Raw genomic sequence first — 13,205 nt, forward strand, 5'->3', positions numbered from 1 at the left:
AGCGTGAAAGGCCACAGCGACACCAGCGCACGGCACACCAAAGGGGACGGACCGATGACATCGGCACCACGCGCGCGGCGACGCGCTCTCACGGCGCTGGGCCTCAGCACCGTCGTCGTGCTCGGCGGCGGGACGCTCGCGGTGGCCGACACGGACGACGGCCCGAGCCCGTCACCGAGCGTCACGGGATACACCGAGGAGCCCGAGGAGAACCTCGAGCTCGAGATCCTCGACCCGATCTGCGACGGCGACGTGCCCTACCTGCAGTACGACGCCGTGACGGAGGGTGTGGAGCCCGCGCCCGACGCGGTGACGATCACCTTCGTGAACCCCACCGGCGACGACTACGTCCTGGCCGACCAGCCGATGTCCGGCCGGGTCCTCTGGCCGGGCGCCGAGGTCGACGGCGCGGGCAACCCGGTGGACTGGCCGGGGTGGAACCTCGTTGACGGCGAGTGGGTCGTGGGCGACGAGTGGGACTGGGTGCGCCCGTCCGTGGAGGTCGTCTTCGAGGTCAACCCGTCCGCGACGCGGACGGTCGGCTACCCGCCGTCGTCCCCGGACTGCGCCACGAACCCGCCCGGGGTCGAGGAGCCGGCGATGGAGGTCGACACTCTCACCCCCCTGTGCGTGGAGGGCGTGACGTACCTCGACTACCGGGTGTCTCTCACCGGCGACCCGAGCACGACGGTGACGCTGACGTGGCACAACCCGGACGGCGAGAACTTCGTCCAGGCCGACCAGCCGCTCGAGGGCAGGGTGCTCTGGCCGGGCGCCTACCCGGAACGGTTCGTCGAGCTCTCTGCAGACGACGGCTGGGAGCTCGTCAACAACATGTGGCAGAACACCCGGGACTTCGGCTGGGCGGTCGGCACCGTCGACGTCACGTTCACCGTCAACCCCGAGGTGACGATCCCCGTCACCTTCCCGCAGGACACCGACGGCTGCATCGACGAGGAGGTGCCGCCCCCGGGCGACACCGTGGCGGGCCCGCCGGGACCGGGCGCGTCGACGATCCCGTTCCTGCCGCAGACGGGCGGCGAGGTCCTCGGACTGCTGGCCGTCGCTGCCGGGCTCCTTGCCGCCGGCGCCGTGATCGTCGTGGTGGTCCGCCGACGCCGCGGGTCGGTCGGGACCGAGTGACCGGCAGCCGACAGCGAGAGTGACGCCGCCTCCCGCGGCCGTGCACCGATCCCCGCAGCACCCTGGTCAGGGTGCTGCGGGGATCGTGGTCTCCGCCCGGTCGGGGGCCGAGCCCGGACCGGGTGGGCCTCAGCAGGTGCCGAGGTCTTCCCACACTCCCCACTGCCCGGTGGTTCCGGGCTCCTCGCCCGTCGTCCACCACTTGGCCCGCCAGGTGTGCCCGTCCCAGGAGACGAGGTCGCCGGCGGTGTACACCGCGCCGCTGCTCCACCCGTCACCGCAGTCCGGGTCGGGGTCTGGCGTCGGGTCGGGCGTCGGGTCCGGGTCGGGCGTCGGGTCCGGGTCGGGCGTCGGGTCCGGGTCGGGCGTGCCGGGGTCGACCGGCCCGGCCGGGCCGCTGAACAGTCCGGCGGCGACGGCGTCGAGCAGCTCGGCGTCCTCGTCGCCGGAGAGGTCCCACCACATGGCGCCGCCGAGGCCCCGGTCGCGGACGTACGCGGACTTCTGTGCCACGGTGGCCGGCGTGTCCAGCGACCACCACTGGTTGCCGTCGTAGCGCCAGGCGGCGCCGAGGGTGGCGTCGTAGTGCTCCGTGCCGACGTCGCGCAGCACGTCGTAGTCCTCGATGCCGGCCTCCCACGTGCCCGCAGCGGCGCCGGTCGCCGGTCCCCAGGCGTCCGCCGACGTCGCGCCCTGCCACCCACGGCCGTACATGGCCATGCCAAGGCCGAGCTGGGCCGGGTCCACGCCGGCCGAGACGTACTCCTGGACGGCGGTGTCCACCGAGAACTGTCGGCTCGGCTCGCGGGTGTCCGCCGGGTCGTCGTAGAGGTTGATCTGGTGACCGGTCAGGTCCGCATCCCAGGCGCCGTGCAGGTCGTACCCCTGGACGTTGCCGAAGTCGAGCGAGTCGAAGATCCTTGGGTCGTTCCAGCCGCCGGCGGCGATGTCGTCCGGGTTGGCCGGGAGGAATGCGCTGAGGAGGTAGTCCTCACCGGTCTGCGCGCCGTAGGCGTCCAGCTGCTCACGGAACTCGGCCAGCAGCAGGCGGAAGTTCTCGGCGTCGTTCTCCTCGTCGACGTGGTTGCCCTCCAGACCGCTGTGCGTGCCGGGCCACTCCCAGTCGATGTCGATGCCGTCGAACACGCCGGCGGCGGCCCCGGGACCACCGCGACCGTCGATCACGGGCAGGTCGCCCTTGATGTAGAGGTCGATGCAGGATGACACGAAGCTCTCCCGGGACGCCGGGGTGGCCGCGGCGCGCGAGAAGTTCTTCGACCAGGTCCAGCCGCCGATGGACAGCATGACCTTGAGGTCGGGGTGGAGCTCCTTGAGCTGCTTGAGCTGGTTGAACGACCCGGCCAGCGGCTGGTCCCAGGTGTCGGCGACGCCTGCGACGGAGCTCGCCGCGGTGTAGCCCATCCCGAAGTCCGCCCACGCGTCGCCCGCGCCGTCCGACCCGTTCGGTCCGGTGCCCTGCGCCTTGTTCGCCACGAAGCACTCGAGGCTCTCGTGGTGGATGTTGCCGAAGGAGTAGTTGATGTGGGTGAGGTTCTCGGCGGCACCGGAGGTCACCAGGTCGGCGACCTGGAAGTCGCGCCCGTAGACGCCCCACTGCGTGAAGTAGCCGACGTTGCGGAACCCGTTGATCGCGCTGTCCCCGCCGGACGGCTCCCCGGCGCTCGCGCTCGTGGCCGCCACGGCGCCGAGGGCACCGGTGAGCGCGACGGCGGCACCGGCCACGGCAGCCACGACCCGGCGTGCCCCTCCTGCTGGTCTCGACATGGTTCTTCCTCTCTCTGGAGCCCGACATCGTCGTCGGGCCGGGCGTACGAACCGTGCGCCTCAAAAGTAAGGAAGGCTTCCTATCAGGTCATCCGGGAAAACCACACGACCGACCGGCGCGCACCGGTCCCGCTACGTGATTTCCCTGATCGGCGTGCACGCCCGCGCCCCGCACGGACGGTCACCGGACCGGCCGCAGCGCCAGGACCACGAGCTCCGACCGTGACCGCACGTCGAGCTTGCGGAAGACGCGGCCCAGGTGCACCTCGACCGTGCGCACGGAGACGCACAGGGCGTTGGCCACCTCGCGGTTCGTCATCCCGGCCGTGACCAGCCGGGCGACCTCCGTCTCCCGCGCCGTCAGCACCACCGACCAGGCGAGCGGCAGCGCACCGTCGGGCTCGTCGTCGGACCCGCCCGCGCAGCCTCGGCTGCTCACGGCGGCGAGCAGCGAGCAACCGCGGTCCGCGGGCCGCGTCCACCGCCCGGCCGCCGCGGCGACAGCGGGTGCCGTGCGCGGCGGCCCCACCCGCTCGAGCGCTGCGGTCACCGCCGTCGGGCGACCGGGGCACGCCGCGTCGAGCCGCCGGGACACCTCGGCGGCGAGCCCGCCGCCGACGTGCGCCATCGGGAGCCGGTCGACGGCCTCGTCGAGCACGGTGGCGGCGGCCCCCGTCTGGCCGGCGCGCAGCAGCAGCAACGCCTGAGCCGCCCGGACGGCGGCCTCCGCCAGCGGGGCGAGCGCGCCGGACGCCGACGGCCAGGGCCCGGGCCGACGCCGGGCCGGCACGACACCGGCGACGGTACGGACGAGCAGCGCCTCTGCCTGGGCGGGATCGTTCTCGAGCATGCCCAGGCAAGCGGCCACGGCAGCCACGGCGGCCCGGTCGGCACGGGTGACGGCCGTGCCGACCAGCGGTTCGACCGTCCGGGCCAGCCGGGCGCCGGGCGTGGCGTCGGCGTCGGACCGCTCGGCGGTCTCCCCGGTGAGCAGCGCCCGCACCGCCGCGGCGCAGCGTGCGGCGTCCCGCTCGACCGCGGGGACACCGCTGCTGTCCGCCCGCCGCAGCCAGTCCTGCGCGTCGACGAGGTGCCCGCTCCACAACGCGGAGCGGCCGGCCACCAGGAAGGCCCGGGCGCGCCGGTCCCCCGTGCCGTGGCTCGCGGCCTCCCTCGCCACCTCGTGGGCGGCCTCGGTGTCCCCGTGCGACGCGAGCAGCTCCGCGAGCTCGACGAGGCCGTCGGCGAGCAGCTCGTCGCCGGCGAGGGTGCTGAGTGCCGTGTGCCAGAGGGCGATGCCCGGCTCGCCGCAGTCCCGGGCCGCGCGCGCCAACGCGGTGTGGGCGGCGGTGCGCTGCGCGAGGTCGGCGTCGTCGTGCACCACGCACCGCATCCGGGGGTCGGTGATCCGGAAGCGTCCGTCCGCGAGCTCGACGTCCTCGACCACCGGTCCGGCCACGAGCGCATCCGTCGCGTCACCGGTGGCCCGCAGCAGGATGTCGGCGCGGTCGGTGACGGCCACGGCCGCGCACAGCAGCACCCGACGGTCCGCCGCGCCGCCCTGCGTAGGGCCCCGGCTCGCACGGACCGCCGGGACGGCCGGGAGCGGGTCGGGCAGGAGGGCCGTGCCGGCCAGGTGCTCGGGCCGCAGGACGGCCGCGAGCTGGGCGAGCGCCGCGGCGTCGCCGGCCGTCCCCCGGACCAGCCGCGCCGCGACGTGGGGCGCGACAGTACGCCGGGTCTCGTGGCCGAGCAGTGCGAGCGCGTCGACCGGCGGGTTCGACGCCATCGTCAACCTCCGGGGTCGACCTTCGCCGGGTCGGCGCAGGTCAGAAGTTTGTTAGGTCTCCAACATCATAGTGATCGGACCGTCGTTCACCAGTTCTACCGCCATGTCGGCACCGAACACCCCGGTCGAGACCTCGAGGCCCCGCGCGCGCAGGTCAGCCACCACGGCATCGACCAGCGGCTCCGCCACCGGCCCCGGCGCCGCGGCCTGCCAGGTCGGCCGGCGCCCCTTGCGCGCGTCGCCGTACAGCGTGAACTGGCTGACCACCAGCACCGGGGCGCCCTCGTCGACCACCGACCGCTCGCCCCGCAGGAGACGCAGGTCGGCGATCTTGCGCGCGATCGTCGCGGCGTCCGCCGGTCCGTCGTCGTGAGTGACACCGACCAGCGCCACCAGCCCGGGCCGGTCGAACGCGCCCACCACCTCGCCGTCGACCGTCACGCTCGCGCGGGTCGCCCGCTGGAGCACCGCCCTCACGACCGCACCCCCGGGCCGACGGCGGAGCGCGCGCCGGGCGGCCCGTCGAGCACCGTGCGAACCTCGCCCACGGGCCGGCCACCGCCGAGCACGGCGACGTGGCCGACGGCCACCAGGGCCGCAGGATCGGCGCCCCGCACGTCCAGGGCGCCCGCGAGGCGCAGTGCCGCGGCGAGCAGCGCGGGCCGGGGCCGGTCGGCACCGTCGAGCACCTTGAACGCCAGCGAGGAACCGTCCGGGAGGCCGGCCGCGCACACGCCGTCGGCACCGATCTTCGCCACCACGCCCGGCACCGCCCGCATCGCCAGGGTGTCCTCCCGCCCGGTGCCCGCCACCATCTCGGGGTGCATGGACATGGCCTGCGCCACCCGCGCCGTCGGCTCCAGCGGGCCGTCGGCGGCGCCCTCCTGCCCGGCCGCGCCGGCCGGGCCGTGCCGCCCGGCCGCGCCGGCGAGCGTGCCGAACGAGCGGGCCAGCCCCCTCAACGTCGTCGCGAACAGCGGCGCACCGCAGCCGTCCGTCGTCACGTGCTCGGGCTCGGTGCCGGTCAGCTCGGTGACGGTGGCCCGCACCGCCCGCTGCAGCGGATGGTCGACCGCGAGGTAGTCGCCGGTGTCCCAGCCGGTGGCGACGCACGTGGCGAGCATGGCCGCATGCTTGCCGGAGCAGTTCTGCGTGATCTGCTCCGCGTCCCGGCCCGCGCGCAGCCAGTCCGCGGCCGCCGGCGGGTACATGGGCAGGCCCGGGGTGTTCCGCAGCGCGTCGGCGCTGAGCCCGGCACCCGCGAGGATCGCCTGCACGCCGTCCCGGTGCACCGGCTCCCCGCTGTGGCTCGCGGCCGCGAGCGCCAGGAGCTCCGGCGGCAGGTCGAGCCCTGCCCGGACCATCGCGACCGCCTGCAGCGGCTTGAGCGACGAGCGTGGCCAGATCTGCGCCGTCGGCTCCCCGGCGGCGAGGACCACCTCACCCTGCGGGTCCAGGACGACGAGGTGGCCCAGGTGGACCGACTCGACGAGGTCGCCGCGCACGACCTCGGCGAGCGGGACGGCGCCCCGGTCGATCCCCGCGGTCACCAGCTGCTCGAACCCTGCGAGCGGCCCTTGCCCGGGCCGTACGCCCGGAGCTTCGGGCGCACGTCGACGAGGTACACGATGGAGGCCACCACCGCGATGATGTTGAGGAAGCCCACCGCGTTGCCCGCGCTGCCGTCCGACGGGAGACCCAGGAACCCGAGCACGACGGCGACGCCCAGGATGAGCAGCCAGATCGGCTTCTTGAGCTTGCCCTCGGCGACGAACCCGTGCGCGGGCCGGCGCAACGCATCGATGAGCGCCCACACCTGGACGACGAAGACGACGACCGCCAGGGCGGCGAGCACGTAGAACTGGAGGTTCGCGATCACGCGACCAGGCTACGGGAGGACGCGGAGCCGTCGGTCCCGCGCCGCCGTGGCGACGTGCTCGTCCCACGCCGCGACGAGGGTGTCGTCGTGCGCGACGGCGAGGGCGCTGGCCACGTGCACGGCGTCCCCGCCGCGCAGCGGGTGCGGCCCCGCGGCGAGCTCGGCCGCGGTGCCGGCGACGCGCGCGGTGAGTTCCACGAGGTGCAGGGCGGGCCAGAGCGCGGTCCAGCGGTCGAGCGCACGACGGCGGGAGCCCGGGTCGAGCACGCCGGCGCGCTCCCCCGCGGCGAGGGTCGCCCGCAGCTCCGTGTCGGCCAGCCGGGACGTGACGACGACGTCGGCCCGGTTCCACAGCGCGCTCGCCAGGTCGGAGCCGTGCTCGGGGACGCACAGCTTCACCAGCGCGCTGGCGTCGAAGTAGACGAGTGCCATCGGGGGTGGATCCTCTCAGCGGCTCACTCAGCGGCGGATGCGCCGGACGAGGCCGGACAGACCGGAGCGGGAGGCACCGTTGGCCGCGCCCAGGGCCTGCGCCGTGGGCGGCACGGTGTGGGTGGGGCGCTCGGCCTGGGCCGGGGTGAGCAGACCGTCACGGACGAGCTCGCTCACCAGGTCGGCGCTGCCCACGCCGGTGAGCCGGGCGACCGGGACCCCACGGTCGGTGACGACCACGTCCTCGCCGTCGCGAGCCCTCTCGATCCATGACTTCAGCTCGGCGCGCAACGCGCTGACGGATACCTCCATGACCAGCGACGGTACACCCACGAGCGGGAGCCGAACAGGGCTCTCACCGCGCGGGACCGCCGAAGAGCATCTTGGCCAGCAGGAGCATGAACGCGATCCAGCCGACCACGAACGCCAGCCAGGACCACGCCCAGCCGCCGGCCAGGCCGACGACGACGAAGACGACGAACGCCGTCACCCAGATCACCGCCGTGAGGATGCCGAACCGCGCCGCGGCCTCGGGGTCGCGGTCGAACCGGTCGCCGACCGTGCCGTGCTCGGCCGTGACCTCGCGGAACCATGCCTTCTTGCGGTTGGTCTGCGTGGCACCGAGCCCGGCGAACAGCGCGGCCCCGCTCACGAGCAGGGGCGCGGCGAGCGCGGTCAGCCACAGCGGCCCGTCGGTGACGACGATGCCGACGAGCCCCAGCCCGCTGACGACGAGCCCGGCGGCCAGCCCGTATCCCGCGGCCCGGCGGCCCGGGACCGGGTGGTTGGTGGTGGTCTCCTGCGCCACGGAGCTGCCCACGATCCAGCCCGCCCCGAACGCGGCGCCCAGCACCCATCCGACGAGCGCGCCCACGGGGGCGGTGAGGTTCCCGCTCAGGCCGAGGAGGGTCAGGGCGAGGAGCGCCGCGGTGCTGGCTCCCGCGAACACGAGGCTGACGACGAAGGCAGGCCGCGGCCGCACCTTGTTCGCGAGCATCGCCTGCGCCGTCGACGCGTACGCGGCGGACGACGAGGTGGGGGACGACGCGGCGGGCGACCGGGCCGGGTCCGCCGCCTCGGCGATGACAGCACGCACGTCGCCGAGCTCGTCGACGGCCTGGCGTGCCGCGTCGGCGGGGGCGGCGCCCGTGGCCTCGAGCTCGGCGGCCCGGGAGGTGAGGTTCGCCCGGATCTCCTCCTTGAGGTCCTGGACCTCTGCGGTCGGCTCGACGCCGGCGAATGCGTCGTCGAGGAGGCGGTGGACCGTGGTCATGAGCGAGGTTCCTTGTCTGTCAGCAGGGTGTCGACGACGTCGCGGGTCGCGCGCCACGCGGCGACGTTGCGACGGAAGACGGCGCGGCCGGCGTCGGTGATCCGGTAGTACTTGCGACGCCCGCCCTGGGACTCGTCGCCCCAGTAGGCCTCGACCAGGCCGTCCCGGGTCAGACGGCGGTAGGTCGCGTAGAGCGTCGCCTCCTTGATCTCGTGCGCTCCGCCGGTGGCGTCACGGATCGCCTTGTAGATCTCGAAGCCGTAGCGGTCCCCGCGGCGCAGCGTCGCGAGCACGATCGTGTCGGTGTGACCGCGCAGCAGGTCGGCGGAGAAGGCGTCCTCCGCCGGAGGGCTCTGATCGGGCTGCATCACGACAGGTACTGTATCTGATCAACTACTGGATGCCAACGGGTTCCTCTGACGCCGCGTCGGGGCGGCAGGATCGCGGGAGTCAGAGCTCGGGCAGGTGCTCGCGTGCCGCCCGGGGGTCCAGACCGCTCGCCTCGAGGGCGTCCACCACCGGTGAACGCAGCAGCACGACCAGCGACGCGACGCGCAGATCGCTACGGCCGACCACGTGCGGGTCGACCGCCGCCGCGACGTCCACCAGCAGCCGCCGGGCGTCCTCGACCGTGCCGCCGCCCCCGACGGCGGACGCCAGCAGCCGCGTCCCGCCGGCGAACCGTTCCACCTCGTCCGCGAGCGGACCGACGTCCGGCCACGTGCCGTCCGGCCCGACGACGGTCGGGGCGCGCCGGGCGAGCAGCCGGACGCTGCGCATGGCCCGGTCCACCAGCACCGCCTGCCCGACGATCTCGTGGATGTCGCCCCGTTGCGCCCGGTTGACGCCGACCCGCGCGATGTCCTCCGCCTTGCGAGCCGTGTCCCGCCAGTCGGCCAGCACCGACTCCGACGCCCGGCCGCGCACCAGCGCCGCGCCCAGCTCGTCCATGTCGTGCTGCCGCAGCCCCCGCCCGACCGCCTCCAGCGTCTCGGCCAGCTCTGTCGTCGCCTCGTAGGCCAGGGAGCGCAGCCGCCGCAAGGGGTCGCTCGGCAGCAGCAGCGTGACGGCCAGGGCCACGACGCCGCCGACCGCCGCGTCGGCCCATCGGCCGAACGCACCCTCCGCCGCGACGGCGGCCGGCAGGCCGACGACGACGATGGCCTGCACCCCGGCTTGCGTCACCAGCATCGGCCCGCGGTCGATGAACCGGGCGAGCACCGCCGAGACGAGGAGCACGACGGTGAGCTGCCACCAGCCCGCACCGATGAGGCCCACGATGACCTCGCCGATCCCGACGCCGACGGCGACCCCCACGGCGACGTCGGCGACGCGGCGCAGCTCCCGCTCGAACGAGAAGCCGAGGCACACCCAGGCCGCGACGGCGGCGAAGAACGGTTGGTCGTGGCCGAGGACGAGCTGGGCCAGCAGGTAGGCGGCACCGGCCGCCAGCGACGCCTGGACGATCGGCCAGAACCCCGACCGCACCCGTGCGAGACCCTGCCGGATGCGGATCCGCCGGAGGAGCTTGCGCACCGCGGCACCCGCGGCTGAGCCCGCCTCCCGCGGGTCCGGCGCTCTCACCGCACGATCACAGCAGGCTCTGGGCCCCGTCGCCACCGCGCGGGGTCAGCCCGCGCAACGTCTCGCCGCGGCCCTCGGGCCGGTCGGCGGACACGCCCTCGCCGGGCACGATCGTCTCCTGGGTGGCGTCGACGACCAGCTCCTGGGCGTCCGTACCGGTACCGACGGTGCCCACGACGACGAGCGGTGCGTCGTCCGGCAGGTTCCGCTTGACCACGGCGAGGGCGACCGGGCCCAGCTCGTGGTGGCGCGCGACCGACGTCACCGTGCCGACCGCCTTGCCGTCCGCGCTGTCACGCCGGACCTCCGAGCCGCCGTCGGGCACCACGTGCTGCGACCCGTCGAGGTGGAGCATGACGATGCGCCGCGGGGGCCGGCCCAGGTTGTGCACCCGCGCGACCGTCTCCTGGCCGCGGTAGCAGCCCTTGTGCAGATGGACGGCGGTGCGCAGCCAGTCGAGCTCGTGGGGCACCGAACGATCGTCGACCTCACGGGCCAGGCGCGGGCGCCACGCCTCGACCCGCAGGGCCTCGGTGGCCCAGGTGCCGGCGAGGCGCCATCCGGCGGCCTCCCGCTCGGCGACGGCGTCGGGGAGCGTCTCGCGCGGCACGAGCACGAGCCGCCACGCGCGGTCGGCGCCGGGGTGCTCCTCCTCCGGCGGGCCGTACCGGGTGCCGCCGACGGCGACCCGCGGCCAGGTGTCCCACCACGTCACCGGCTCGCCCTCGACGCCCTCCGCCGCGACCGGCTCGCCGATCGCCGCGAAGGAGTCCGTCACGTCGTCGATCTCGACCTGCATCATGAACCGCATGCGGGTCAGCCAGGCGACGAGCGGCTCCACGTGGTCGCGCTCGGTGATCAGCCAGGTGGACGTGCCGTCGTCGACGACGCCGAGCGCGTGCTCGATCCGGCCCTGCGGGGAGAGCACGAACAGCTCGGTGGAGGTGCGCGGCGCGAGGTGCTCCACGTCCTGCGAGGTGATGGAGTGCAGCCAGCTCAGGCGGTCGGGGCCCGTCAGGCGCACGACGCCGAGGTGGGACTGGTCGACGACGGCGCCGCCGCGGGCGAGCGCGCGCTGCTCGGCGACGGGCTCGCCGTAGTGCCAGGCGATGCCCTCGTCGGGCCCGGTCGCCGAGACGGCCCCGGGACGGTCCAGGATCGGGCTGCGGTAGGTCATGAGAGGCCGTCGACGCGGTCGAGCTCGCCGGAGGCGTACGAACCCATCGGGTGGCCGAACGCAGCGAGCTCCTCCAGCCACAGCAGGCGGCCCTCGACGTTGCCGTAGAGCCGCTTGGCGGCCGTCACCTCGGCCGCGGTGGACGTGCGCGCGACGAAGTCGGTGGCGAGGTCCACGCGACCGTCGCCCACGAGCCCCAGGAACAGCGAGAGCCGGCCCGACGCGTCGGTCACCAGCACCTCGAGGGCGTGCTTGCCCTCCGGCAGGTCGTCGGGACGCTCCGACGAGATGCGCCAGTAGCCGGTCTCGGTGGACCACACGGTGTCGAAGGCGTCCTCGCCCTCGGTACCGTCGCCGGTCGTCTCGCCGTCCGCCGCCGCGGCGGAACGGACCCGCAGCGTCGAGGTGAAGCGCAGGTAGGGGCCGCCGTCGTGGTCGAAGACCAGGTCCTGGCGGAACGGCGTCTCGGCGATGCCCTCGTACTTGATGACGCCTGCACCCGTCCACCGGCCCACGAGCCAGGCGAGCGGGTAGACCTCGGGCGCGAGACCCTCGGGGAAGGCGAAAGGCATCAGCGCTGACCCTGGAACAGCTTGTAGACGACGTAGCCCGCGAACCAGGTGACCGCGACGACGGTGACGACCAGCAGGCTGGTGAAAAAGATCTCGAGTGCTTCGACCGACATGCCTCGATCCTAACCGCGGCGGCGCGGCTAGGGTCTGGGCTATGACCGAGACCACATCGCAGCGTTCCCTCGTCGTCAAGACCACGGCCGGCACCGAGCGGGCGGAGGCCACCAACCAGGCCCTGACCGTCGCGGCCGCCGCCGTGGCGGCAGGCGTCGAGGTCTCGCTGTGGCTGACGGGCGAGTCGGCGTGGTTCGCGCTGCCCGGCCGGGCCGACGAGCTGGAGCTGAAGCACGCGGCGCCGGCCGCCGACCTGCTCGCGGCGGTCCTGGCGGCCGGCACCGTCACCCTGTGCACGCAGTGCGCGGCACGGCGCGAGATCGGGCCGGACGACGTGCTGGACGGCGTGCGGATCGCGGGCGCACCCGTGTTCGTCGAGGAGACGCTGCGGCCCGGCGCGCAGGCGCTCGTCTACTGAGCCGCGCGCCCGGCACGGGCGGGCAGCGTCAGGCGCGGGCGCGCCGCAGCCGCCGGCCGATCACGTAGAGCTCGCAGCCGAGGCAGAGCCCCACGGTGGCGTTGAGCGCCGCCGCGAGGAAGGCGACCCCGGCCGCCCACGGCACGGCCGCCAGGACCCCGGCCAGACCCAGGACGACGCCCACGCCGGTGACGACGAGCCCCACCAGCTGGGCGAACCGCGGCGGACGCGGGTCCTCCAGGTGCTCCGGACGGCCGAGACGTGGGCGGACCAGGACGCGGAACAGCCAGCCCTGCCAGGTCGCCCTCGGACCCCACACCGCACCGGGCAGGAAGCTCAGCGCGACGACGGCGAGCAGCACCAGCGCCGGGGTGGTGGGCCCCAGGAGCACGACGACGGCGAGCATGGTCGCCGTGATGCCCGCGCCGACACGCGGGCCGCGGGGATCGATCCCGGCGGGCTCCGCCGTCGTCCCGTGCGGGGCCTCGAGGTCGGTGCGGTGGCTGCGGGTCATGCGTTCCTCCCGGAAGGCTGGTCGATCGGGGTGACGGCGTCGAGCGCGGCACGAGCCTGGGCGGGGGTCATGGCGCCCGAGGCGCGAGCGACCTCGGCCCCGGCGGCGTCGAGCACGAGCACGGTCGGGGTGCGCAGCACGCCCGCCCGGAGCGAGAGGTCGAGGTGGGTCTCGACGTCGACCTCGACGTGGACGACGCCGGGCGCCTCGGCCGCGAGCGCCGCGAGCACCCGGGCGGTGGCGCGGCAGGGCGCGCACACCGGGGCCGAGAACTGCAGGAACGTGGCCCGCGCACCCGCTGCGGCGCCGAGGGCGTCGAGGTCCGCGGCCCAGCGGTCCGGGGCCGCACCGCGCCCGCTCGAACCGCCGTCGGGCCGGCGGAGGCGGCCCTGGCCGCGGCGCCAGACGAGGGCGACGACGACGGTCAGCACGACGAGCGCGACGAGCGCCGGCCACTGCGCGGACATCTGGACCCCCCTGGTGCTCACCGGCTGGTGCTCCCCCGGCGGGAACATATCCGTTTGC

At 74.7% G+C, this 13,205-nt stretch carries 16 protein-coding genes; 2 read left to right on the top strand and 14 right to left on the bottom strand.

Going from position 1 to position 13,205, the window contains the following annotated elements; all coding sequences use genetic code 11:
• Window positions 1-54 precede the first annotated feature (54 nt).
• Window positions 55-1,143: an LPXTG cell wall anchor domain-containing protein gene (locus ACWAT2_RS15335; RefSeq protein WP_402374049.1), complete on the top strand. Its 1,089-nt coding sequence runs from the start codon at window positions 55-57 to the stop codon at window positions 1,141-1,143.
• A 129-nt stretch (window positions 1,144-1,272) separates the two neighbouring features.
• Here the strand turns inward: ACWAT2_RS15335 and ACWAT2_RS15340 are convergent, their stop codons facing one another.
• From ACWAT2_RS15340 to ACWAT2_RS15395, 12 genes are all read right to left on the bottom strand, one after another.
• Window positions 1,273-2,928, bottom strand: a complete 1,656-nt coding sequence (locus ACWAT2_RS15340) for a glycosyl hydrolase family 18 protein (protein WP_402374047.1) — start codon at window positions 2,926-2,928, stop codon at window positions 1,273-1,275.
• A gap of 181 nt (window positions 2,929-3,109) precedes the next feature.
• A complete protein-coding gene (locus tag ACWAT2_RS15345) occupies window positions 3,110-4,717 on the bottom strand; it encodes a helix-turn-helix domain-containing protein (protein ID WP_402374045.1) in 1,608 nt (535 codons plus the stop codon).
• Window positions 4,718-4,768: 51 nt separating this feature from the next.
• Window positions 4,769-5,194: a D-aminoacyl-tRNA deacylase gene (gene dtd / locus ACWAT2_RS15350; RefSeq protein ID WP_402374043.1), complete on the bottom strand. Its 426-nt coding sequence runs from the start codon at window positions 5,192-5,194 to the stop codon at window positions 4,769-4,771.
• Window positions 5,191-6,270 (bottom strand): asparaginase, encoded by a 1,080-nt coding sequence (locus ACWAT2_RS15355; protein WP_402374523.1) that lies wholly within the window; start codon window positions 6,268-6,270, stop codon window positions 5,191-5,193. The genes dtd and ACWAT2_RS15355 overlap by 4 nt, the downstream gene beginning before the upstream one ends.
• Window positions 6,264-6,596 carry a DUF2516 family protein gene (locus ACWAT2_RS15360; RefSeq protein ID WP_402374041.1) on the bottom strand — a complete coding sequence of 111 codons (333 nt, stop codon included), beginning with the start codon at window positions 6,594-6,596 and terminating at the stop codon, window positions 6,264-6,266. The genes ACWAT2_RS15355 and ACWAT2_RS15360 overlap by 7 nt, the downstream gene beginning before the upstream one ends.
• A gap of 9 nt (window positions 6,597-6,605) precedes the next feature.
• Window positions 6,606-7,028 carry a type II toxin-antitoxin system VapC family toxin gene (locus ACWAT2_RS15365; protein ID WP_402374039.1) on the bottom strand — a complete coding sequence of 141 codons (423 nt, stop codon included), beginning with the start codon at window positions 7,026-7,028 and terminating at the stop codon, window positions 6,606-6,608.
• A 27-nt stretch (window positions 7,029-7,055) separates the two neighbouring features.
• Window positions 7,056-7,340 carry a type II toxin-antitoxin system Phd/YefM family antitoxin gene (locus tag ACWAT2_RS15370; protein ID WP_402374037.1) on the bottom strand — a complete coding sequence of 95 codons (285 nt, stop codon included), beginning with the start codon at window positions 7,338-7,340 and terminating at the stop codon, window positions 7,056-7,058.
• A 43-nt stretch (window positions 7,341-7,383) separates the two neighbouring features.
• Window positions 7,384-8,301, bottom strand: coding sequence for a permease prefix domain 1-containing protein (locus ACWAT2_RS15375; RefSeq protein WP_402374035.1), 918 nt, complete (start codon window positions 8,299-8,301; stop codon window positions 7,384-7,386).
• A complete protein-coding gene (locus tag ACWAT2_RS15380) occupies window positions 8,298-8,669 on the bottom strand; it encodes a PadR family transcriptional regulator (RefSeq protein WP_402374521.1) in 372 nt (123 codons plus the stop codon). Before ACWAT2_RS15380 ends, ACWAT2_RS15375 begins: the two co-directional genes overlap by 4 nt.
• A gap of 82 nt (window positions 8,670-8,751) precedes the next feature.
• Complete coding sequence (locus ACWAT2_RS15385) at window positions 8,752-9,837, bottom strand: FUSC family protein (protein WP_402374033.1); 1,086 nt, start codon at window positions 9,835-9,837, stop codon at window positions 8,752-8,754.
• A 55-nt stretch (window positions 9,838-9,892) separates the two neighbouring features.
• Window positions 9,893-11,062, bottom strand: a complete 1,170-nt coding sequence (ygfZ, locus tag ACWAT2_RS15390; protein WP_402374031.1) for a CAF17-like 4Fe-4S cluster assembly/insertion protein YgfZ — start codon at window positions 11,060-11,062, stop codon at window positions 9,893-9,895.
• A complete protein-coding gene (locus tag ACWAT2_RS15395) occupies window positions 11,059-11,634 on the bottom strand; it encodes a heme-binding beta-barrel domain-containing protein (RefSeq protein WP_402374029.1) in 576 nt (191 codons plus the stop codon). The genes ygfZ and ACWAT2_RS15395 overlap by 4 nt, the downstream gene beginning before the upstream one ends.
• A gap of 154 nt (window positions 11,635-11,788) precedes the next feature.
• Between ACWAT2_RS15395 and ACWAT2_RS15400 the strand changes: the two genes are divergently transcribed.
• A complete protein-coding gene (locus tag ACWAT2_RS15400; protein ID WP_402374027.1) occupies window positions 11,789-12,166 on the top strand; it encodes a DsrE family protein in 378 nt (125 codons plus the stop codon).
• Window positions 12,167-12,194: 28 nt separating this feature from the next.
• Here the strand turns inward: ACWAT2_RS15400 and ACWAT2_RS15405 are convergent, their stop codons facing one another.
• Complete coding sequence (locus ACWAT2_RS15405; RefSeq protein WP_402374026.1) at window positions 12,195-12,680, bottom strand: DUF4395 domain-containing protein; 486 nt, start codon at window positions 12,678-12,680, stop codon at window positions 12,195-12,197.
• Window positions 12,677-13,168 (bottom strand): thioredoxin family protein, encoded by a 492-nt coding sequence (locus ACWAT2_RS15410; protein WP_402374024.1) that lies wholly within the window; start codon window positions 13,166-13,168, stop codon window positions 12,677-12,679. Before ACWAT2_RS15410 ends, ACWAT2_RS15405 begins: the two co-directional genes overlap by 4 nt.
• Window positions 13,169-13,205: the final 37 nt, after the last annotated feature.

It is taken from the genome of Isoptericola sp. GX10416 (assembly GCF_056590155.1).